Source organism: Roseateles albus (assembly GCF_028595345.1).
Taxonomy (GTDB): domain Bacteria; phylum Pseudomonadota; class Gammaproteobacteria; order Burkholderiales; family Burkholderiaceae_C; genus Paucibacter_A; species Paucibacter_A albus.
On the sequence record NZ_JAQQXT010000018.1, the window covers coordinates 19,675 to 40,602 of the forward strand.

Sequence of the window (20,928 nt, forward strand, 5' to 3'; positions counted from 1 at the left end):
CACCTAGCGCTGCTAGGCTCCGGTCTGCGGATCCGCCCGCGTCTAGCCTGACGACCGCTCGCTACGCCTCGCAAGACCGAGAACTTTTTTTTATGCGCGCAGATCAACTGTTAGTTTCCAAAGGCCTGGCGCCAACCCGCTCGGCGGCCGCGCGGCTGATCGCGGCGGGTGCCGCCGAATGGCAGGGGCCGGCGGGCTGGCAGGCGATCCGCAAAGCGGGTGAGGATCTCAACGAGCATGGCGACTTGCGCGTCAACGATGACGCGGAGTTGCGCTTTGTGTCGCGCGGCGGGCTCAAGCTCGAAGGGGCGCTGAAACACAGCGCCCTGGATGTGAGCGGCCTGTGCGTGCTGGACATGGGCCAAAGCACCGGCGGCTTCAGCGACTGCCTGCTCAAGGCGGGTGCTGCCAAGGTGGTCGGCGTCGACGTCGGCCACAGCCAGTTACACGAAACCTTGCGCAATCACCCACAGGTGGTGGCGCTGGAGCAGCTGCATGTGCGCGAACTGGCCGGCTCGGCCTTGACCGAGCACGCGCCGGCAGGCGGCTTTGAGCTCATCGTTGGTGACTTGAGTTTCATCTCGATGCTGGGCGCCCTGCCCCATCTGGCCGCATGGTTAGCGCCCGAGGGTCAGGTCTTGCTGCTGGTCAAACCGCAATTCGAGTTGGGCAAGAAAGCGCTGGCGCGTGGCGGTCTGGTTAAAGACGCCAAGCAATACCCCTTGCTGGAAACGCAGGCCCGCAATGCCGCCAAAGACCTGGGCTGGAAGGTCCTGGGCTATTTTGAGAGCGCCATCACCGGCGGTGATGGAAATAAAGAATTCTTCCTCTGGGCGCAAGCACCGGGGACAGCGAAAGACAAGCCATGAGCAGCACAACATCATCCATCCCTGTCAGCTTCGAGTTCTTCCCGCCCAATACGCCGGTCGGGACCGAGAAGCTCAAGGCCGTGGTGCAAGACCTCAGCGTCTTGAACCCGCATTACTTCAGCGTCACCTACGGTGCCGGCGGCTCGACGCGCGACAAGACGCTCAGCACGGTGATAGACATTGCCCGCGCCGGTTTCGAGGCCGCGCCGCATCTGTCCTGCGTGGGCTCCACACGCGAGAACATCGCCGAAATCCTGGCCACCTACCGCGCGCAGAACATTCGCCGCGTGGTCGCCCTGCGCGGCGACCTGCCCAGCGGCACCGCTACCGCAGGCGAGTTCCGTTATGCGTCCGAATTGGTCGCTTTCATCCGCGAGACACAAGGTGCCGACTGGCAGATCGAGGTCGCCGCCTACCCCGAGTACCACCCGCAGCAACGCTATGCCGCCAAGGACTTGCAGCACTTCGCCGACAAGATGGCAGCCGGCGCCAACTCGGCAATCACGCAGTTCTTCTTCAACCCGGATGCTTACTTCAACTTCGTTGACGAGGTGCGCAAACTCGGTGTGACGGCGCCCATCGTGCCCGGCATCATGCCCTTCCACAACTATGCCCGTATCGCGCAGTTCGCGGCCCGCGACGGGATCGAGATCCCGCGCTGGGTGGCGCTGAAGATGGAAGGCTATATGGACGATGCGGCCTCCATCCGCGCCTTTGGCCTGGACGTGATGACGCGCGTTTGCGAGCGCCTGATCGCCGGGGGCGCGCCCGGCATCCATTTCTATACGCTCAATCAGTCAGGCTTGACCTTGGAGTTGTGTAAACGCCTCAGGCTCGGCCAAGTTTCTTGAGTTAAGTCAAATGCCCCCGGCCCTCCTCGCGAGGGCTTTTTTTACTTTGCGTTAGATCAAGGGTTTACCCCCTCAGCAGCATTCCAATCTCTTTCATCGGGGCTATTCCCGGCTTTTTGAAAGTAGATCAATGAACAAGAATTTTGCTGCTGCAATCGCTGGCGTCTGTGCAACCGCTGCTCTGGGCTTGGCCAGCTTCTCGGCTCAGGCTCAGACCACACAAGAAGGCCCTTGGTTGGTGCGCGTGCGCGCCGTGCATCTGCAATCGGCCAATGACAATAGCTCCAAGCTGAGCTCCACCTTGACCAGCGTTGTTGGCAAGCCTGCCGAAGCTTCGATCAACGACAAGTGGCTGCCTGAGCTGGACATCAGCTATTTCATCAACCCCAATGTCGCGGTTGAGCTGATCCTGACTTACCCGCAAAAGCAAGACCTGTCCGTCACCGGCGTGGGCAAGATCGGCAGCTTCAAGCATCTGCCCCCTACACTGAGCGCGCAGTACCACTTCAGCCCAACCAGCATGTTCCGCCCCTATGTTGGCCTGGGTGTGAACTACACCAATATCTCGGACGTGCAGTTTGACGCCAATGTCGCTGCGTTGAAGCTGGGCCTGAAGCACAACAGCTGGGGCCTGTCCGCACAGATCGGCGCCGACATTGAAGTTGCCAAGAACCTCTACCTGAACGTGGACCTCAAGAAGGTTCAAATCAAGACCACCGTTTACTCCAACGGTGCTGATATTGGCGAGTTCAAGGTTGATCCGCTGCTGGTCGGCGTTGGCCTGGGCATGCGCTTCTAAGCGAGCTTAGTCAAATAAAGCCGCTGCGCCTTTTCAGGCTGCAGCGGCTTTTTTCTTGCTCAAAGCGCAGCGAAGGCATCCCGCGTCATATTCTCCGGCCCGCCTTCTGCCCGGCAGACCACATCATCTTCGATGCGTATGCCGCCAAAGCGACTGAGGTGCTCGACCAAGGGCCAATTGACCGCTGCCGCCGCAGGGCCGGCGCGCAGCTGACGCAACAGCGTCGGGATGAAATACAGACCCGGCTCTATCGTCACCACCATGCCGGCCTGCAGCTTGCGGGTCAGACGCAGATAGGGGTGGCCCTCGGGCTTGGGCGCAAGCTTGCCAAATTCATCGGCCATGAAACCGCCGATGTCGTGCACCTGCAGGCCCAGCAAATGGCCAATACCGTGTGGCATGAAGATGGACGTCACGCCTTGCTCAAGCATGGCCTCCACACTCATCTTGACGATGCCTTGTGCCTGCAGAATGCCGGCCAGATGACGGTGCGTGCTGAGATGGATGTCACGGTAGTCGACCCCGTCGCGCACCTCGTCCACCAGCGCCAGCTGCGCGGTCTCCATCGCCGCGAGCAGGGCGTCAAAGTCGGCGTCATCACCACGGCTCCAAGTGCGCGTGATGTCCGAGGCATAACCATTGACCTGCGCGCCAGCGTCAATCAGGAAAGAGCGACTCTCGGCCGGCCGCTGCACATCCTGGTACTGGTAATGCAGCACGGCGCAATGCTCGTTCAACGCGACGATATTGCCGTAAGGCAGATCGCGGTCGGTGTGGCCCGCAGCTACAAGATAGGCGCGGTGAATCTCGGCCTCGGACGCGCCGGCCAGAAAAGCATCACGTGCGGCCATATGCGCGGGCGCGGCGCGGCGTGAGGCGGCCCGCATCTGGTCCAGCTCATAGCCATTCTTGCGTGCGCGCTGGTAATGCAGCAGGTTCAGCAAGTCTTGCGGATTATTGGGCTCCACCCCGGCCAAACTCGCATCCGTTTCGCCAATGATGGCCAGGCGCCCGGGCAGTTGCAAATGCGCTGCCGCATCCTCGGCGCGGCTGATGATGATCAACTCAACCGCATCGACCCACTCGCCGGTCGGGCTGCTTGGCGGCACATGCCAGTAATCATCGGGCTGGTAGTAGACGACGCGCGGCTTGTGGCCGGGGCGCACCACGATCCAGCTATTCGGATGATTGCTCAGCGGCAGCCAATGCTTGAAATGCGGGTTGGCTTGGAAAAGATAGGGCCGATCATCCAGGAACGCGTATTTCTCGATGCCGGAGGCGATCAGCAAAGCGTCAAAGCCGGTGCGCGCCAGGGCGCTTTCGGCTTGGGCTTGCAGCTGGCTCAGGTGTTGTGCGTAAGTAGTCATGCCCGCATTCTCAACCATTGCAGTCCCACACCACACCTTCCTCGGTCAACATGGCGTCCAGCGGTACGTCATGGGCTTCGGCCTTCAACATGGGCTGAAAGCCATGCGCATAGCCAATGCCGGCCGTGGCCGGGCGCGGCTGCAGCGCCGCCAAGGTGCGGTCCATAAAGCCGCCGCCATAACCCAGCCGCAGGCCGCAAGGGCCAAAGCCCACGCAAGGCACCAGCAAAAGTTGGGGCTCAAAGACCTCGGTGTCTTTCGGCTTAGGTATGCCGTAAGCATCCTCCTCCATCGGGCAACCGGGGTACCAGACATGAAAGCGCAGCGTGCCCAAGGCCTTGTCCACCACCGGCAAGCCAATCCTGCGTTCCGGATGATCCTCGCCCCAGCGGTAGAGTGCCGGCAAAGGGTCAAACTCACCCTTGATCGGCCAGTAAGCACCAATGGTCAACTCGGTTCGGCGCAAAAGCCAAACGCGCAAAACCTCCTGCAAATACTCGGCCAATTCCAAACGGTTTGGCAGATCCAGGCGCGCCTGAATCAGTTTGTGGCGCAAGGCAGCGCGGTCATTCATATCCACGGACAATTCCTCCCAACAAAGAAACTGCGGGCCAGCTTTCCAAGTAGCTCTGCTGGCGGCTACCCCGATTGTGTGGGCAGACCATAGGGCGGCCAGCTTCGTTGAGACCCTATATTTGAGCCATGGCAAGCAAAGAATTACTTGATCACTGCATGGAGTTGCTGGCGCCGCTGGGGCCCTTGCGCAGCCGCCGCATGTTCGGCGGCTGGGGCATTTACGCCGGCGACTTCTTTATCGCCATCATTGCCTTCGACCAGTTGTATCTGAAAGCCGATGCGCAAACCCGCCCTCTGTTCGAGGCCGCCGGCTGCGCGCCGTTTCAGTACGAGCGTGAGGGTCAAGTCATGCGCCTGAACTATTTCGTCGCGCCGGAGGAGGCGATGGAGTCGCCCGCGCTGATGGATGCTTGGGGGCGCTTGGCCCTGGGCGCGGCATTGCGCGCCGGCACGGCAAAGAAACCGCACCAAAAATCCAAGCCAAAGACCGGCACAGCAAAGCCAGGGGCGAAAATGGCGACCAAGCGCCAAGCTTGACTCTCACTTTCACCCGGTCCCGCCTCTATGCAAGCCTTGCTGAGCGCCATCGCCACGATGGGCCTCCCCCTTGACGCCCAGCGCATCTTCCACGGTCGCGGTGCCCGCTTCCCGGGCTGCGAGCAATGGGCGCTGGACGCCTTCCCACCAGTTTTTTTGTTGACCAGTTTTCAGCCCGCGTCGGAACTTGACTTGAGCCTCATCCGCGCTGCCCTGGCGGCGCGCTGGCAAGACCTGGCACCTGACCGACCGCTAGACTTGGTCTATCAATACCGGGATGAAGGCCGCAGCGAAACGCGCCTGCTCAGCGGCAGCGTGCCTGAGCCGCATCTCGTGTCCGAGCAAGGTTCGCGTTATCAAGTGCATCTGCTGAAGGGGCAAAACCACGGCCTGTTTCTCGATATGGCCGGCGGGCGGCGCTGGGTGCGCGATCATGCGCAGAGTCGACCCGGCATCAAGGTTTTGAACCTGTTTGCCTATACCTGTGCCTTTTCGGTGGTGGCCTTGCAAGCGGGGGCCGGCAGTGTCGTCAATGTGGACATGAGCAGTGGTGCGCTCAATATCGGCCGCCAGAATCACCAAATCAACGGGCTCGACGGCAAACCCGCGCGGGCCAGTTTTCTGGCCCATGACATCTTCAATTCCTGGGGCAAGATCAGCCGCAGCGGCCCCTATGACTTGATCATTCTCGATCCGCCCAGCTTTCAAAAAGGCAGCTTTGTCGCCACCAAGGACTACGCCCGACTGATGCGCCGCCTGCCCGATCTGCTGGCGCCGGGCGGCCACGCCATGCTTTGCCTGAACACGCCCAAGCTGGGCCTGGCCTTTTTGCAAGATCAAATGCTGGAGCTTGCGCCCCAGCTGGCTTTTGTAGGGCGCGTGGCCAACCCGCCGGCGTTTGCAGACATCTCCGAAGACCGCTCGCTCAAGGTGCTGATTTACAAGGCGGCTGATTAGGCCGACAAGCCCCCGGCGGCACCAGCAATTGAAAGGCGGCCTGCGGCCAAGCTTCAAGCACGACCCGGCTGCCGGACGCGAGCGCCACGCTTTGGCCGGCCTCCAGCCACAGATCCTCGGCCGGCGCCTGCGCCCGCCCCTGCTGCGTCAGCCACACACGCCCTTGGGCGACGGCCAGTTCACGGGCGCCTGGGCCGATTTCCAGACTCATGGCCTCGCCCGGCGCCAAGGCCCACAATGCTTGCGAATAGCTCATCATTCATTTACCTCCAGTTGACCGCGCAATCGGCGCCGTCTATGGGCCTGAATACTAGAGACAGCCTGGCAGCAGGTCCAATGAGATGGGCGCACGGGATTGATACCATTCACGCATGAATCAAGCGCCCGCCGTCCCGCATCAAAAACCGACCCGCCAACGCCCGCTCTCCGTAGGCTCCTTGCGCGCCTTCGAGGCGGTGGCCCGCCTCCTGAGCTTTCGCGGCGCGGCCGATGAGTTGTTTTTGACTCAGTCGGCGATCAGCCGGCAGATCCGCTCGCTCGAAGAAGAACTCGGCTTCAGCCTGTTTCTGCGCGGCACCCGCCATGTCGAGCTGACCAGCGACGGCGCCGCCTTGCAAGCAAGCACCATCGCCGCACTGGAGCGAATCGACCAAACGGTGCGCCAGCTGCGCCAGGCTCGCGGCCGCCGGGTCGTCAACGTGACAACCTTTGCCTCCTTTGCCTCGCTCTGGCTGATTCCGAGGTTGGAGGCCTTCCAGCGCGAGCATCCCGACATCGACATCCGCGTCTCGGCCAACGATCAGGTGATAGAGCTGGACGACAGCGAGTTCGACATCGCGCTGCGCTATACGGCGGCCGGCAATATGCCGCCAGGAGCTGAGCGCTTGTTCGGCGAGACGCTGACGCCGGTGGTCAGCCGCTGGCTGTCGGCCCAAGGCGATCAGGGCGAGCGCCCACCGTTGCGTCAGCCTGCCGATCTGGCCCACTACACCCTGGCCGAAGAGGATGACCAACGCCCAACGGCAGAGTTTCTCGGCTGGCGGCGCTGGTTGCGCGAGCATGGCGCGGCCGACTTGCAGCCGCGCCGCTGGATGTATCTGAACTTCACCTACCAGCAAGTTCAAGCGGCCTTGGGTGGGCAAGCGGTGGCGCTGGCCCGGGTCGCCTTGGTCAGCGAACAACTGCAACGCGGCGACCTGATCGAGCCCTTCGGCCCGGCCGGCCGCATGAGCAGCCCCATCGCCTATTGGCTGCTGCTGTCCCGCCACAGCAAGACCCGACCAGAGGTGCTGATGTTCAATGACTGGCTGCTGACCCAGGCGGCACAGGCGCGCATCGATATTGGCGAAACCTTACCCTAGGGCGAAATGGTTTCGCGCTCGGTCAGAATCAGTGTCAGCGGCTGGTCATGCGGCTCGGCCGCAAAATGACATTCACTGAGGGACCAAGCCAAACCAATGCTGGTGACGCCGGGATGCGCGGCCAGCCAGCGGTCGTAATAACCGCCGCCATAGCCGAGCCGGTAGCCCTCGCGGGTGAAGCCCACGCAGGGCACCAGCACCACGTCAGGCACCAGCACCGCACCCTTGCTACTGCCTATACCGCACTCGTCTTGAACGGTCGGCGTGCTGCCGTCCCAGCGCCGGTAGTCCATGCGGCGCGGCGCCTTGTAGGCGTAGGGCAAGGCCCATTGCATGGGCTCAGCTGGCGAGGCTTCGCCCTCGTCCTCCTCATCATCCTGGGCTGCAATCGGCAAAGATTCTTCGTGCAAGCCGAGGTTTCCTGAGCCCAACAAGGACGCCAAGTGCTCGGCTGCGTTAAATTCCCCCTCAAGCGGCCAAAACAGACCCAGGCACTGCGGCTCCAGTTGCTCCAGCAAATGGCGCAGCTGTTGCCCCAAACTGCCGGCAGCGGCATGCGCTGCCGGGGTGGCGGCCCAGGCGGCTCGCTGGGCCAGCAAGTGAGTCCGCAAAGCCGGGCGCTCATGCGGAAGCGATGAAGATGTTGATTGAAAACTGGACACGGTACCCTTTGATGCGCAAGCGGAATTTCTCAGCAGTATATGGAGCGTTAAGTGCAACGGCCTTGGCCCTGGCATTGGCATTGGCAATGGGCGCGCCAGCACGCGCCCAGACGCAAACGACGGCAGCGCCAGCCCAGCCCGCCCAATCCGCCCAACCCGATTTAGTCCTTGAAGCCCACGACGCACAGCGCCGCAAAGATCGCAAGCGCTTGGCCGCCATCAACGAAGTCGCACAGGCGCAGCGCCATCCGCTGGCACCCTGGATCGCCTATTGGGAGCTGGGCCTGCGCCTGGGCGAAGTCAGCCAGCCCGAGGTGACGGCTTTTTATGCGCGCTGGCCGGGCAGCTATGTCGAGGACAGGCTGCGCAATGACTGGTTGCTGGAGCTGGGGCGCAGGCGTGACTGGAAGAACTTTGCCATTGATCACCCCCGTTTTCAGATGCGCGATGACCGCGAGGTCGCTTGCTATGCCTTGCTGGTCGAGCACCTGAACGGGCGCAATGTGGCCGAGCCAGCACGGGCGGCTTGGATTGCGCAGCGCGAAGGCGACGATGGCTGCCAGTTGCTGGCCTCTACCCTGCTTGAAGCCAAACAATTCAGCCCTGCCGATGTGTGGTTGAAGCTGCGCCTGAGCGTCGAGGCGCTGCGCCCGCGCGCGGCCAAACAAGCTGCCGGGCTGCTGGGCAAGCCGGTCGAGCTGGCCTTGGCCGAGTTGCAAGACAACCCGGCCCGCTTCATCAACCGCAAAGCCAAGGGCGGCGCACGCACCCACACCGAGCTGGCGACCTTGGCCTTGATGCGCGTGGCGGCCAATGACCCGGCCCAAGCGGCCGACTTGATGCGTGGGCGCTGGGAGGCCGAGCTGCCGCATGATTTAGCCGCCTGGGCCTGGGCGCAAATTGGCCGCCAAGCGGCCTTCAAACTGCAGCCAGAAGCTAACGACTATTTTGAGCGCGCTTTCAAACAGCAGGCCAAACACAAACAGCCCCAGCCCGAATGGAGCAGCGAAACCATGGCCTGGGCAGCCCGAGCCGCCATGCGCGCCGGTGATTGGACGCAGGTGCTGCAGGTCATCGGCAAGATGAGCCCCGCCGATCAGGCCGACCCCACCTGGCAGTTCTGGCGGGCGCGGGCGCTGCTGGCCAGTGCGGCCGAAGGAGCGCCTGGAGAGGCGATCCGCGCCGAAGCGCGCGGCCTGCTGCAGGCCACCGTGTCGCCCTTGACCTTTTATGGCCGCTTGGCCGGCGAGGAACTCGGCCTGACCCTGCCACTGCCCGCCGCGCCCAGCCCCTTGACGGCGGCGGAGCGCAAGCAAGCGCAAGCCCATGCCGGCTTGAACAGCGCCTTGCTCTTGATTGATTTGGGTCTGCGCAATGAGGGCGTCAGGGAATGGAACTTCAGCCTCATGCGCATGAGCGACCGCGAGTTGCGTGCCGCCGCGCAAGAGGCCTGCGATCGCGAAATTTGGGACCGCTGCATCAACACCAGCGAGCGCAGTCGCCAGGAGATCGACATGGCGCAGCGTTTCCCGACGCCGCACCGCCAACAGCTGCTGGCCAAGTCGCGCGAGGTCGGGGTTGACCCGGCTTATGTTTACGGACTGGTCAGGCAGGAGTCGCGCTTCGTGATGGATGCGCGCTCGCATGTTGGTGCATCGGGTCTGATGCAGGTGATGCCAGCGACCGCACGCTGGACGGCCAAAAAGATCGGGGCCGAGTTCCGGCCCGAATACATGATGGACCGCGACTTCAATATCAAGATTGGCGCCAGCTACCTGAAGTTGGTGCTGGATGACTTTGGCGGCTCCATGGCGATGGCGGCTGCGGCCTATAACGCCGGGCCTGGACGGCCCCGGCGCTGGCGCGAAGGCAGTGTTCTGGAGGCCGCAGTTTGGGCCGAGAACATCCCCTTCAACGAGACTCGCGACTATGTCAAAAAAGTGCTGACCAATTCGGCCCTCTATGCCCAGGTACTGGGCTTGGACAATGCCAGCCTGCGCAAGCGCCTGGGCCCGCCCATCGGCCCCCGCGACGCCAGCCCCACCATCACCCCGGAAGAACAGCAATGACGATGATGAACACGAGCAATCCGAACATCCTGATTCTGGGCGGCAGCGGCTTCATCGGGCGCAGCCTGTGTGAGCAGCTCACCCGCGCTTACGGCGGGCGGGCGCGCATCACCGTGCCGACTCGGCGTTTGGCCCACGCGCAAGCCGTTCAAGGCCTGCCCGGCCTGACGGTGTTGCAGGCCGATGTGCACAAGCCCGGCCAGCTCGAAGGCCTGCTGCCCGGGCATGATGTCGTGATCAATCTGATCGCGATTTTGCAGGGCAGCGAGGCGCAGTTCGAGCGCGCCCATGTGGACTTGCCACGCCGCTTGGCCGAGGCTTGTGCTGCCAGCGGCGTGCGGCGGCTGATCCATGTCAGCGCCCTGGGGCTGCGCGATGACGGCCGCCCGGCACCCTCTCGCTATTTATGCTCCAAGGCGGCCGGCGAGGCTGTGCTGAAGGGCGCAGAGCTGGAATTGACACTCCTGCGCCCCTCGGTGGTGTTCGGGGCCAGGGACCGGTTTGTCAATCTGTTTGCCAAGCTGCAGTCGGTTTTTCCTGTGCTGCCCTTGGCTGGCGCAGCGGTGAAGTTTCAGCCGGTCTGGGTCGAGGATGTGGCCGGAGCGATCGTCGCCTGCGTACAAGACCGCAACACCATCGGCCGAACCTTTGAGTTGGCCGGCCCGCAAGTGCTGAGCCTGGCGCAGATCGCCGGCCTTGCCGGGCAGATCAGCGGACACGCGCGGCCGATTTTTGCGCTGCCCGCGCCACTGGCCTGGTCGCAGGCGGTCGTGATGGAGATGATGCCGGGCGTGCCCTTGATGTCGCGGGACAACCTGGCCTCAATGCAAATCGCCAATGTGGCCAGCGGCTTGTTGCCGGGCCTCGAAACCTTGGGGCTCAAGCCGCAGTCGATGGCCGCCGTGTTGCCGGACTACTTGAGCGCCGGCCAAGGCTGCGCAAGGTTGGAAGCTTGGCGCGCCGCGCGGGATTGATTGATTGATGCGCAAGCTGCATCACTGGCTTGCATAAACTTCAGCCATAACGCCGCGCTGCTTGGCTATGCTCAGGCCTCTATTTTTTGCGAGGTGAGAAGGCATGAAACTCTTGATCGGCAACAAGAACTACTCGTCCTGGTCCATGCGGCCCTGGGTGCTGCTGAAGGCCTTCGGCATCCCCTTCGAGGAGGTCAAGCTGCGCTTTGACTTCACGCCGGATTCGGCCTTTTACCGCGCCTTGCAGCCGGTCACGCCTACGGCCAAGGTGCCCGTGCTGGTCGAAGACGATGGTTTCGCCGTGTGGGACACCTTGGCCATCACCGAAGCCCTCGCCGACATGCACCCCGAGCATGCGATCTGGCCGCGCGACGCCCGCCAACGCGCCCGTGCTCGCAGCTTGTGCGCCGAAATGCATGCCGGCTTTGGCAAACTGCGCGGCCTATGCCCGATGAATATCGATGCCGATCTGCACGAAGTCGGCGCCAAGCTGCTGAGCAGCGAGCCGGGCTTGCGCGCCGACCTGGCGCGCATGGACACCCTCTGGAACGAAGCGCTGGCCGCCAGCGGCGGGCCCTTCTTGTTTGGCGCTTTTGGCGCTGCCGATGCCTATTTCGCGCCGGTGGTAATGCGAGTCACACGCTACGGCCTGCCCTTGAGCGAGCAGGCTGCGGCCTATGCCCAGGCCATCGAGCAGCACCCGGCCGTGGCCGCATGGGTCAAGGACGCGATGGCCGAGCAGGACTTTTTGGACTTCGAGGAGCCCTATCGGCAAAAGGCCTGAGTGCTTAGGCCAGAATAGCTGCCAGAAATAAAAAAGAGCGCCACCAGGGCGCTCTTTTCATATCGGGCCTTGCGGCCCAAAGTTTTGACTTGCCTAAGTCTTAGGCAGCCTTGCGGCGGCGAGCCACGAAGCCGACAGCACCCAGACCTGCCAACAGCAGGGCGTAGGTTGTTGGCTCAGGAACGGGTGTTACAGCCAGTGCGACGGAATATGAGGCATTACGCAGTGCAGTACCAGTCACGTCGATGTGATAGATGCCAGCTGCCAGATCAAACTTGACAGTAGTGTCGTCACCCGCAAATTCTGCAAACTTCGTGCTATGTGAAGTGTTCCAAACAGCCAACTTCAAATCAGGGATCGCGGCAACAGTGACACCATTCAGCTTGAGCGAAATGGAGTTTCCGGAAGCCGAAACATTACCGAACGTGTCAACGACAAAATCGATGGTGTCTGCAAAAGCACCTGCCTTGACCAAGAAAGAATCTTGGGTTGGGTTGGCTAGGTCATGGCTGATCACGCCCAGGTCATAGCTGGCGGCAGAAGCAGCGAACGAAGAAGCGGCCAACACAGCTGCGGCGACAAAATTCAATTTTTTCATGCTTTACTCTTTGAGAATTAAATGCGCCCACCCTGGGCAGGTCCAGGAACCTGTCTTAGCTCCCTTGCTACGCACTGTAGCGATTCAGGTTCTATCTGCCTTCCCCCTGTTCGGGGGGATCTCACAAAAAGTTGTGCACTGCACCACACATTCGTCATTGATGCCTGCTAATTTTTAAACATAGCGCATTTGCCGCCCATCGTAGGCACTCGCTCCAAGCGCAAAAACACCCCGGAAATAACAAAGAGCGCCTCCAGGGCGCTCTTTACAGACTGGGCTTTGCAGCCCAACTTCGTGCTTGACCTAAAAATTAGGCAGACTTGCGGCGGCGAGCAACGAAACCGATGGCACCCAGACCGGCCAACAGCAGGGCGTAGGTGCTTGGCTCCGGCACTGGCGTCACTGAAGAAGTCACAAGGTATGAGCCCCCAATGGCATTAGCTGCCACCTGCGCTGACACCGCATACTTGTAGCTACCAGCAGCCAAGCTGCCAAAATCCTTGGTAACTGCCGTCGAATCAAAATTCACCGTACCTACCACGACGTTGTTTGTCACATCCCACAGAGTCAAAGAGGCATTAATCAGGTTTGCAAATGTAGTCGGCGGCGCAGTGTCATTCGTCACAGCAACGGCCACTGTGTTTACTGGCGCGGCCAATGTGAAGGTAAAGAAATCAGAAATGATCGAATTCGCCCCTACCGCAGAGCCAGTGCCAAACTCGATGGCATCATGCTGACCCCAAGGTGTGGTAAGCGCAGATGCAGAAAACGACGATGCAGCCAGCACAGCTGCAGCAACAAAATTCAGCTTTTTCATGGTTCAACCTCAAGAAAGTTAAGCCCGACTGGGCCGGCCAGGGAACTGCAAATCAAATCCCTTGAGGTAACTCTAACAGTGTGACTGAATTTTGATGCCCCCCCATCTAGGGGGTGCAGTTCGTGATTCTTCACACGAACTGGGGCTTACCCTGAGGCACTTTGCACTTCAAATTGAACCTCTCATGGCACAGCAAGATTTTGATAGGAGAGACCTATGAGTAAACCATGAAGACCGATGACAGTGTGGGCGCACCTTGTGGCCAAGTCGACCCAGCGGGACCGCACTGCGCCCGGGTTTTGTGACAGTTTTTGGCCCGAAAATGACAAAGAGCGCCACTAGGGCGCTCTTTGTAGATCAGGCCTTGCGGCCCGATGAGTTTACTTGCCTAAAAATTAGGCTGCCTTGCGGCGGCGAGCCACGAAGCCGACAGCACCCAGACCTGCCAACAGCAGGGCGTAGGTTGTTGGCTCAGGAACGGCTGTGACGTTGTATTCTGCACCGATGAAAGCGGCTTTCTTGAATTCGCCCGACAGGTCCAAGGTACCACTGGCCTTAACGGTGTAAACACCGGCAGCCACATTTTGGAACTTGAAACCAACAGCGGATGCGTCAAGATCAACCAATGAACCAACAGAGCTGCTCGTGAATGTCACTTTGTCCAGCGTGTATGTGCCTGCGAATGGCGCGGGGAAAGTCACGGACTCAGCGGCAAAGAAATTGCCAACGATGTCAGACAAGCTGGCAACGGTAATTTGTCCAACAACTACGTCAGTAAAGCTGGTACCAGAAATCGAAGGTGCGTAGATGGTCGTTGCATTTGCAGCAACCGAAGACAAAGCCAAAACGGCTGCGGCGATAAAATTCAGTTTTGACATGGTTCACTCTCTTGTGTTTTGCCCACTCGGGCTAGCTAGGGACCTGTGAATCAACTCCCCTGGACGCACTCTACCAGCGAGTTTTCGATTTACACCCCCTCACTTCGGGGGTTGAGGTGGTTTTTTTGCACTGCAGCATTTCTCCAGCCCGAACGGATCATCAGAATCCGGGGTTTCATGACACAAGCATGTCAGATCGATGCATCGATGTTGCATCCAACACAAACGAAGCGGATCTGAGACGATGAAACAGTATTTGGTGGGCGGCGCGGTGCGAGACAGACTGATGGGATTAGAGGTCAAAGATCGCGACTGGGTCGTGGTTGGCGCCGACCCGCAAGCGATGGTCAAGGCAGGCTACACGCCGGTGGGGCGAGATTTCCCGGTTTTTTTGCATCCCAAGACGCATGAGGAATACGCCTTGGCGCGCACCGAGCGCAAAACCGCGCCCGGCTATCACGGCTTTGACTTCCAAGCCTCGCCCGAGGTAACGCTGGAGCAAGACCTGGCGCGGCGAGACCTGACGATCAATGCGATGGCGCAGGACGAGTGCGGAGCCGTCACCGACCCTTACGGCGGCCAGCAAGATTTGACGAACAAGGTGTTGCGCCATGTGTCGCCGGCTTTTGCGGAGGATCCGGTGCGCATCTTGCGCCTGGCACGCTTTGCGGCTCGTTTTGCCGATTTCAGCGTCGCGCCCGAAACGCAGGCCTTGATGCGCCAGATGGTCGCGCAAGGCGAGGTGGATGCCCTGGTGGCCGAGCGGGTCTGGCAGGAGTTCGCCAAGGGGCTGATGGAAGGTCAGCCGTCCAGGATGTTGCAGGTGCTGCGCGAATGCGGCGCGCTGGCGCGCATTGCGCCTGAGGTCGAGGCTTTGTTCGGCGTGCCTCAGCCGGCGGCTCATCACCCCGAAATCGACACCGGCGCTCACTTGGCTCTGGTACTGGACCAATGCGCGCATCTTGGCGCGCCGCTGGTCGTGCGCTTCGCCTGCCTCTGCCACGACCTGGGCAAGGCGCTGACGCCGGCTGAATTGCTGCCGCGTCATATCGGCCATGAAGCCCGCGGCGTGCCGCTGCTCAAGCGCTTGAGCGAGCGTTGGCGGGTGCCGAGCGACTGCCGCGAACTGGCCGAACTGGTCGCGCGGGAGCATACCCATGTGCACCAGAGCGAGGCCTTTGGCGCCGAGGCCAGGCTGCGTCTGCTGGAGCGCTGCGACGCCTGGCGCCGGCCAGAACGCTTCGAGCACCTGCTCTGGGCCTGCGAATGTGACGCGCGGGGCCGGCTCGGGCTGACGCAAAAGCCTTATCCGCAGCGCGAGCGTCTGCTGAAGGACCTGCAGGCGACTTTGGGCATTGATCTAGCTGCCGTCAGCGCCGCTGCCTTGGCCGAGGGCAAGACCGGGCCCGCGATTGGGCGGGCGGTGCAAACCGCGAGGTTGAACGCCCTGCTCGCGCTACAAGCCCGCCTACAAGCTGTGTGAGCGGTCGCCGGCTCTGAAGCCGATGGCGTCAAAACCGTCACCGGTCGCAAAGCCGATGACCTTGAACAACTCGCCCATCTCATGCTCGGCGATCAGCTTGTGCGCCATCACGCGCTCGGCCAAGCTGGCCGACTCCAACAACGACACCAGGCCGCAATTGAACAAGAAATGGGCTTGATTGGTGTAGCCGAGCACGCTCAGGCCCGACTCTTGGCCGGCCAGCGCGATGCCAGTGAAGTTGACATGCGCGGTGATGTCCTTCTGGCCGAGCAAGACCAACGGGTCGGCGTCGGCGCGGTGCTCGTGATGGCACATCAAGGTGCCGCCGCTGCGCTGCGGGTGGTAGTACTCGGCCTCGGGGAAGCCATAGTCGATCAGGAACACGGCGCCACGCCGCAGACTGGCCGCCAAGGTGCGCACAAAGGCTTCGGCCTGCGGGTGAATCTCGGTCACCGTGCCGGGCGCGAACGGCTGAGCCTCATCCACCGGCGGCCGCGCGATGCTGGGCCTGTCCGCAAAGACCAGCGCGCCGGTTTGCTCGTCGACAGCCACGCCGCGCTCGGCCCAGGCCTGCCCATCAAAAGCCAAGAGTTGCACCGGCATCGCGTCCAAGACCTCGTTGCCCAGCACCACGCCCTCGAAAGATTCGGGCAACTGATCCAGCCAGCGCACCTTGTTACCCCAGGCGCTCAGACGCTCCGCTTGGCGCTGACGCAGGCTGCCGGACAGATCGACGATGTTGTACCGAGCGACTGGCTGGCCTTGCTCATCCAGCGCCTGCAGCACTTGCGCGGCCAACGCACCCGTGCCGGCACCGAATTCCCAGACCTCATCGGTGCCGGTGGCCGCCAAAGCCTGGCCGACCTGAGCGGCCAGCGCGCGGCCAAACAGGGGCGACATCTCGGGCGCGGTGACAAAGTCTGAGCCGCCTTCTTGGGCGCTGGGCATGAGCCCGAACTTGCGCCGCTGATTGCTGTAATAACCCAGGCCGGGGGCGTACAGCGCCAGCGCCATGAAATGGTCAAAACCGAGCCAGTCGCCTGCGTCCTTGATGGAGCGGCGTATCAACTGGTCCAGCGGGTTGCTTTGTTTGTCGGTGCTCATCAGCGCTGCGCCAACCAATGTTCGAAGGCCTGCGCCGACATCGGCTCGCCTATCATTTCACCCTGCAGGCCATCGCAACCCCATTCAAGCAACAAATCTCGTTGTGCAGCGGTCCGCACGCCCTCGGCGCTGACCTGCAGCCCCAGGCCCGCAGCCATTTGAATCACCGCCCGCACGATCGCCGCTGCGCCCTGATCGTTGGGCAAGGGCGCCACAAAGCTCTGATCAATTTTGAGCTTGTCCAGCGGCAGCCGGGTCAGGTGCGCCAAGGAGGTGTAGCCGGTGCCAAAGTCATCGACCGACACCGTCAGGCCCTGGGCACGCAGAGCCGCCAGGGTGGCCGGCGCGCTGGCGATTTCATCCATCAACATGCGCTCGGTCAGCTCCAACTCCAGCCAAGCGCCGGGCACGCCCAAATCACGCAAGACCTCGGCCACCAGTTCGGCAAAGCCGTCAAGGCGGAATTCCATGCGGGAAAGATTGACGGCGATGCGCACCGGGGCAATGCCGCTCTGATGCCAGACGCGTGCCTGCTCGGCCGCCGCCCGCATCACCCAGGCGCCCAGATCCAACATCAGCCGGTGCCGCTCGGCCACGTCGATGAAAACATCGGGCCCGAGCAGGCCGCGCTGCGGATGGCGCCAGCGCAACAAGGCCTCGGCCCCGACCAGCTCTCCGGTCGCTGCGGACACCTGCGGCTGAAAGTACAGCACGAACTCATTGCGTTCGATGGCCTGTACCAACTGGCTCTCCAAGACCAGCTCCGCATAAGCGCTGTCGGCCTGGCTGGGCTCATAAAAACAGTAGCTGGCGCGGCCCTTGGCCTTGGCCAGATACATGGCCATATCGGCATGTTGAATCAAATCCTCGGCGCGCGCGCCATGCGTCGGATACATGGCCACGCCGATCGAAGGCGTGACGGTCAGCACGCAGCCGTCGGCATTGACCGGCACTTCAACCACGGCCAGCAACGCCATCAGCACCACCAGCACATCGGCGCGCGACTGCACATCACCCAGCAAAATGACGAACTCATCGCCACCAAAGCGGGCCACCAGGTCGGTGCCGCGCAGGCATTCGCTGATGCGCTCGGCCACTGTCTTCAAGACCTTGTCGCCCTCCAGATGCCCCAGCGAATCATTGACGCGCTTGAAGTTATCGAGATCGATGAAGAGCAACGCAAACTGCTGCGGCGTGGGTTTGAGCTGGGCCGCCGCGGATGCCTGCAGGATCAAGGTCTGCACCTGCTCCATAAAAGCGCTGCGGTTCAACAAGCTGGTCAAACCGTCGTGCCGCGCAAGGTATTGGATGCGGGCCTGAGCGGCCAGCCGCTCGCGAATATCGCGCACGATGCACATGCGCAGCCGCTCGGCGCCGCGCTCCATGCTGCGCACAATCAGCTCCACCGCAATGCCATGCCCATCGCGGTGCATCATCTCGGACTCAAACGTCAGCTCGTCGCGAGCCTCCATCACCGCCGCGACCCGGTCACGGCACCGTGGCGCGACAAAATCCAAGGCGGGACGCCCCAAAAGTTCCTGCAAGCGGTAGCCGAGCAAGTCGCACAAAGGCGGATTGGCGTCGGTGATCATTCCCTCGCAGTGAAAGGCAATGCCTTCGACCGAGGCTTGCATGAATTTGTCCAGCCGGGCCTCGGACTCCAGCACCGCGAAGTCCGCCGCCAAGCGCGGCGCCTTGTACGACAGCTGCACCAGGAAAGCGCTCACTTCGCCGTCAACATCGAGCTGCGGCGTCAGACTGACCTGATTCCAGCGGCTGGCGCCATCGACGGCCAGCAAATCCAGCCCATGGTGCACCGGCTGGCGCGTTTGCAAGAGACGCTCCAGCTGCGGCTGAACCAAACGCCATGCGGTCGGGCCGATCAGCTCGGCGAAGCTGCACCCCAGCACCGTTTGTGCATCGAAGCCGAAGGCCTGCGCATAGGCCCGGTTGGCGAACAAGCAAGACTGAGTCTTGGCGTCATACAGCGCCAGCAAGCCGCCCAGATGATCTGCAATGAAACGCAAGCCTTGGTCGATAGTCCCAGGCGCAGGCTTTGCACTCATCGCGGCCCCAAGCCTTGCAGCGTCGCTTGCACAAGGCAAAGATCTTCCCAGGCGCGCGCCTTCTCGCTCAGATTGCGCAACAAATAGCTGGGAGCCAGGGTAACGATCACCGGCGTGCCCTGGTAGTCATGCACGCGCCCGCGAAGCCGGCCCAAAGGCTCACTGCTGCCGAGCAAGGTCTGCACCGCCAGTCGGCCCATGGCCAAAATCACGCGTGGCTTGACCAACTCGATTTGCCGCGCCAGATAGGGTCGGCATTGTTCCAATTCGGCCGCGCCGGGCGTACTGCCCGGCGGCGGGCGGCACTTCAGGGCCGAGCTCAAATACACCTGCCGCTCGGGCGCAGGCGAATTGGGATCGAGGGCGAACGACAAATTGATGGCCCGCAGCATATTGCCCAGCAACTGCGCGGATTGGCCGGCAAAGGGCTCACCCTGAGCGTCCTCTTGCTCGCCCGGCGCCTCACCCACGACCAGGCAATCGGCGCGAACAGGCCCGGCACCGAACACGCTATTGCTGCGCCCGCCGCACAGCGCGCAAGCTTGGCAAGCGGCCGCGCTGCTGCGCAACTCGGCCCAATCCATGCGCGCGATGGCGGGCGAACGGGCAGCGCCACCGGCAGCAGGAGGCGTTGATTCAAGCGACTCAGAGGGCCGCAAAGCAGTTGGCAATGCCTGCACCGCGGCGATTGCAGGGGCGGCGTGGGTAGGCGCTGCACTTGGTGCTGCACTTGACGCTGAAACAGGTGCGAGTGCGGCTGCCGGCGTTCGCAGCGGCTCAGCCAAGGCCTCTTGCTGCGGGACCGGCGACCAGACCCGCAGGCCCATTTCGGCCAACATCGCTCGCTGGCGCTCGTCCCAACTCATGGCGCCACCGCCAGGCTCATCAGCACCGCATCTTCACGCGGACCTTGCTGGACCGGATAGTAGGCGCGCCGCAAACCCGTCTCAGAAAAGCCATAACGTCGATAAACCTCGCGCGCACGCTGGTTGCCGACGCGCACCTCCAGCCACAGCTGCGGGCAGGCTTGCTCGCGGCAAATGCCGCACAAGGCGTCCAGCATCAAGCGCGCCAAGCCCCTGCCCTGCTGCTCGGGCGCCACCGACAAATTGAGCAGATGCATCTCATCCACACCCTTCATGGCGAGCATATAGCCGAGCAGCTGGGGCTTGGGATCGCGTCCCGCCGGCACAGGGCGCAGCACCAAGGCTTCATAGCCGGCGGCCAGCGAGTCGATGAAATTACCCTCGGTCCAGGGCATCGCATAGACCTGACGCTCCAGCGCCAAAACCTCGGTCACATCCGAGACGGCCATGGGCCGCAAGCGGGTGGCGAGAGCCGCAAGTTGGGCGCTCATGGGCGCTCCGCCTGACGCTCAGCTTGGTGTACTGCCTGACGTTCGGCTTGGCGTTCCGCCGTGGTCTGAGCGACCTTGTCTCGAACATAAACCGGCATGGCCTCGGCCGCATCGAGTTGCGCGCCGCTGTCCCAAGCCTGCGCCGCCAGCGCGGCCAGTGCAGACGCACGCGAGCGGCTGTTCGCCCAGACGCGGCAGTCCGCCCTATCTGACATGGCGAGTTGCTCAGCAAAAACCGTCAAGGCCGACCCGGCCACGGCACTTGGGGCTTGCGCCTGCCAAAGCTCGCACAGACTGGCCGGCGTATATAGCGCCGGCTCCGCTTCAGTGACCCAAACGCCCTGTCTCCACGCATAGCAGGCGGCGTAGATCTCGCCCATGCGCGCATCCATGGCCACCCAAACCGAGCCCGTCAGCGGCGGCTGCCCATCGGCTGCGGCCTGCTGGCGCGCGTCTTCGGCCACCAGCATCAAACTGTCGATCGCCAGCACCGGTTTGCCGGCACCGAAAGCCAAACCCTGCACCACCGCGCAAGCCGCGCGCAGGCCGGTGAAAGCCCCCGGGCCGCGCCCGAAGCCAATCGCATCCACGTCCGCCAAACTCAGGCCCGCAGCGGCCAGCAGGGCCAGCACTTCAGGCACCAAACGCGCCGAGGCCTGCGGCCCACCGGCAGCCTCGAACAGCCAGCGACCGGCCGGGCTGGTCAGCGCCAGGGCCATTGTTTCGGTCGAACTATCCAGGGCCAGCAATATGCTCATGGCGGCAGTGTAATTGGGGGCAATAACGAACGAAAAAGCCCGGCCGGTTTGGTGCGGCCGG

20 protein-coding genes and 2 pseudogenes are annotated in these 20,928 nt (G+C 62.4%); 10 read left to right on the plus strand and 12 right to left on the minus strand.

Annotation, left to right across the window (positions count from 1 at the left end; genetic code table 11):
- Positions 1-92: 92 nt before the first annotated feature.
- The 3 genes from PRZ03_RS21535 to PRZ03_RS21545 all read left to right on the plus strand — a co-directional run bounded on the left by PRZ03_RS21535 (position 93) and on the right by PRZ03_RS21545 (position 2,519).
- Positions 93-869, plus strand: coding sequence for a TlyA family RNA methyltransferase (locus PRZ03_RS21535; protein WP_273602200.1), 777 nt, complete (start codon positions 93-95; stop codon positions 867-869).
- Positions 866-1,720 carry a methylenetetrahydrofolate reductase [NAD(P)H] gene (gene metF, locus PRZ03_RS21540; protein WP_273602201.1) on the plus strand — a complete coding sequence of 285 codons (855 nt, stop codon included), beginning with the start codon at positions 866-868 and terminating at the stop codon, positions 1,718-1,720. The genes PRZ03_RS21535 and metF overlap by 4 nt, the downstream gene beginning before the upstream one ends.
- A 130-nt stretch (positions 1,721-1,850) precedes the next feature.
- On the plus strand, positions 1,851-2,519 hold the full coding sequence (locus tag PRZ03_RS21545; protein WP_273602202.1) for an OmpW/AlkL family protein: 669 nt from the start codon (positions 1,851-1,853) through the stop codon (positions 2,517-2,519).
- Positions 2,520-2,578: 59 nt separating this feature from the next.
- Here the strand turns inward: PRZ03_RS21545 and pepQ are convergent, their stop codons facing one another.
- Positions 2,579-3,886, minus strand: coding sequence for a Xaa-Pro dipeptidase (pepQ, locus tag PRZ03_RS21550; RefSeq protein WP_273602203.1), 1,308 nt, complete (start codon positions 3,884-3,886; stop codon positions 2,579-2,581).
- Between the two features lie 10 nt (positions 3,887-3,896).
- Positions 3,897-4,460 carry a 5-formyltetrahydrofolate cyclo-ligase gene (locus tag PRZ03_RS21555; protein WP_263535831.1) on the minus strand — a complete coding sequence of 188 codons (564 nt, stop codon included), beginning with the start codon at positions 4,458-4,460 and terminating at the stop codon, positions 3,897-3,899.
- Between the two features lie 128 nt (positions 4,461-4,588).
- Here PRZ03_RS21555 and PRZ03_RS21560 point away from each other — a divergent pair, with 128 nt between their 5' ends.
- Together PRZ03_RS21560 and PRZ03_RS21565 are read left to right on the plus strand one after the other, a co-directional pair.
- The gene (locus tag PRZ03_RS21560; protein WP_273602204.1) at positions 4,589-4,999 is read left to right on the plus strand and encodes a TfoX/Sxy family protein; all 411 of its coding nucleotides are present in this window, start codon (positions 4,589-4,591) and stop codon (positions 4,997-4,999) included.
- Positions 5,000-5,026: 27 nt separating this feature from the next.
- Positions 5,027-5,956, plus strand: coding sequence for a class I SAM-dependent methyltransferase (locus PRZ03_RS21565; protein ID WP_273602205.1), 930 nt, complete (start codon positions 5,027-5,029; stop codon positions 5,954-5,956).
- Here the strand turns inward: PRZ03_RS21565 and PRZ03_RS21570 are convergent.
- Positions 5,925-6,215 (minus strand): DUF2917 domain-containing protein, encoded by a 291-nt coding sequence (locus PRZ03_RS21570; protein ID WP_273602206.1) that lies wholly within the window; start codon positions 6,213-6,215, stop codon positions 5,925-5,927. The genes PRZ03_RS21565 and PRZ03_RS21570 overlap by 32 nt on opposite strands.
- 112 nt (positions 6,216-6,327) lie before the next feature.
- On the opposite strand from PRZ03_RS21570, the gene PRZ03_RS21575 reads away from it, so the two are divergent.
- On the plus strand, positions 6,328-7,317 hold the full coding sequence (locus PRZ03_RS21575; RefSeq protein ID WP_263535803.1) for a LysR substrate-binding domain-containing protein: 990 nt from the start codon (positions 6,328-6,330) through the stop codon (positions 7,315-7,317).
- Here the strand turns inward: PRZ03_RS21575 and PRZ03_RS21580 are convergent.
- The gene (locus tag PRZ03_RS21580) at positions 7,314-7,928 is read right to left on the minus strand and encodes a 5-formyltetrahydrofolate cyclo-ligase (RefSeq protein ID WP_273602207.1); all 615 of its coding nucleotides are present in this window, start codon (positions 7,926-7,928) and stop codon (positions 7,314-7,316) included. The two genes, PRZ03_RS21575 and PRZ03_RS21580, sit on opposite strands and share 4 nt — an antisense overlap.
- A gap of 137 nt (positions 7,929-8,065) precedes the next feature.
- Here PRZ03_RS21580 and PRZ03_RS21585 point away from each other — a divergent pair, with 137 nt between their 5' ends.
- The 3 genes from PRZ03_RS21585 to PRZ03_RS21595 all read left to right on the plus strand — a co-directional run bounded on the left by PRZ03_RS21585 (position 8,066) and on the right by PRZ03_RS21595 (position 11,806).
- On the plus strand, positions 8,066-10,048 hold the full coding sequence (locus PRZ03_RS21585; RefSeq protein WP_273602208.1) for a lytic transglycosylase domain-containing protein: 1,983 nt from the start codon (positions 8,066-8,068) through the stop codon (positions 10,046-10,048).
- Positions 10,045-11,022: a complex I NDUFA9 subunit family protein gene (locus PRZ03_RS21590; RefSeq protein WP_273602209.1), complete on the plus strand. Its 978-nt coding sequence runs from the start codon at positions 10,045-10,047 to the stop codon at positions 11,020-11,022. The genes PRZ03_RS21585 and PRZ03_RS21590 overlap by 4 nt, the downstream gene beginning before the upstream one ends.
- 103 nt (positions 11,023-11,125) lie before the next feature.
- Positions 11,126-11,806, plus strand: a complete 681-nt coding sequence (locus PRZ03_RS21595; RefSeq protein WP_273602210.1) for a glutathione S-transferase family protein — start codon at positions 11,126-11,128, stop codon at positions 11,804-11,806.
- A 100-nt stretch (positions 11,807-11,906) separates the two neighbouring features.
- Here PRZ03_RS21595 and PRZ03_RS21600 read toward each other — a convergent pair whose 3' ends face one another.
- The 3 genes and pseudogenes from PRZ03_RS21600 to PRZ03_RS21610 form a co-directional block, all read right to left on the minus strand.
- Complete coding sequence (locus PRZ03_RS21600) at positions 11,907-12,404, minus strand: FxDxF family PEP-CTERM protein (protein WP_273602211.1); 498 nt, start codon at positions 12,402-12,404, stop codon at positions 11,907-11,909.
- A 310-nt stretch (positions 12,405-12,714) separates the two neighbouring features.
- Positions 12,715-13,188: pseudogene (locus PRZ03_RS21605) on the minus strand (FxDxF family PEP-CTERM protein); the annotation flags it as partial.
- A 428-nt stretch (positions 13,189-13,616) separates the two neighbouring features.
- Positions 13,617-14,018 (minus strand): annotated as a pseudogene (locus PRZ03_RS21610) (FxDxF family PEP-CTERM protein); the annotation flags it as partial.
- Between the two features lie 325 nt (positions 14,019-14,343).
- Here PRZ03_RS21610 and PRZ03_RS21615 point away from each other — a divergent pair.
- On the plus strand, positions 14,344-15,582 hold the full coding sequence (locus PRZ03_RS21615) for a multifunctional CCA addition/repair protein (RefSeq protein WP_273602214.1): 1,239 nt from the start codon (positions 14,344-14,346) through the stop codon (positions 15,580-15,582).
- Here PRZ03_RS21615 and PRZ03_RS21620 read toward each other — a convergent pair.
- The 5 genes from PRZ03_RS21620 to tsaB are packed head-to-tail and all read right to left on the minus strand — an operon-like array spanning position 15,568 to position 20,867.
- Positions 15,568-16,686, minus strand: a complete 1,119-nt coding sequence (locus PRZ03_RS21620; protein ID WP_273602215.1) for a class I SAM-dependent methyltransferase — start codon at positions 16,684-16,686, stop codon at positions 15,568-15,570. The two genes, PRZ03_RS21615 and PRZ03_RS21620, sit on opposite strands and share 15 nt — an antisense overlap.
- Positions 16,686-18,752 (minus strand): putative bifunctional diguanylate cyclase/phosphodiesterase, encoded by a 2,067-nt coding sequence (locus PRZ03_RS21625; protein ID WP_273602216.1) that lies wholly within the window; start codon positions 18,750-18,752, stop codon positions 16,686-16,688. The genes PRZ03_RS21620 and PRZ03_RS21625 overlap by 1 nt, the downstream gene beginning before the upstream one ends.
- Positions 18,749-19,618, minus strand: coding sequence for a uracil-DNA glycosylase (locus PRZ03_RS21630; RefSeq protein ID WP_273602217.1), 870 nt, complete (start codon positions 19,616-19,618; stop codon positions 18,749-18,751). Before PRZ03_RS21630 ends, PRZ03_RS21625 begins: the two co-directional genes overlap by 4 nt.
- The gene (gene rimI / locus PRZ03_RS21635) at positions 19,615-20,109 is read right to left on the minus strand and encodes a ribosomal protein S18-alanine N-acetyltransferase (protein ID WP_273602218.1); all 495 of its coding nucleotides are present in this window, start codon (positions 20,107-20,109) and stop codon (positions 19,615-19,617) included. The genes PRZ03_RS21630 and rimI overlap by 4 nt, the downstream gene beginning before the upstream one ends.
- Positions 20,106-20,867, minus strand: a complete 762-nt coding sequence (gene tsaB / locus PRZ03_RS21640; protein ID WP_273602219.1) for a tRNA (adenosine(37)-N6)-threonylcarbamoyltransferase complex dimerization subunit type 1 TsaB — start codon at positions 20,865-20,867, stop codon at positions 20,106-20,108. The genes rimI and tsaB overlap by 4 nt, the downstream gene beginning before the upstream one ends.
- Between the last annotated feature and the right edge of the window lie 61 nt (positions 20,868-20,928).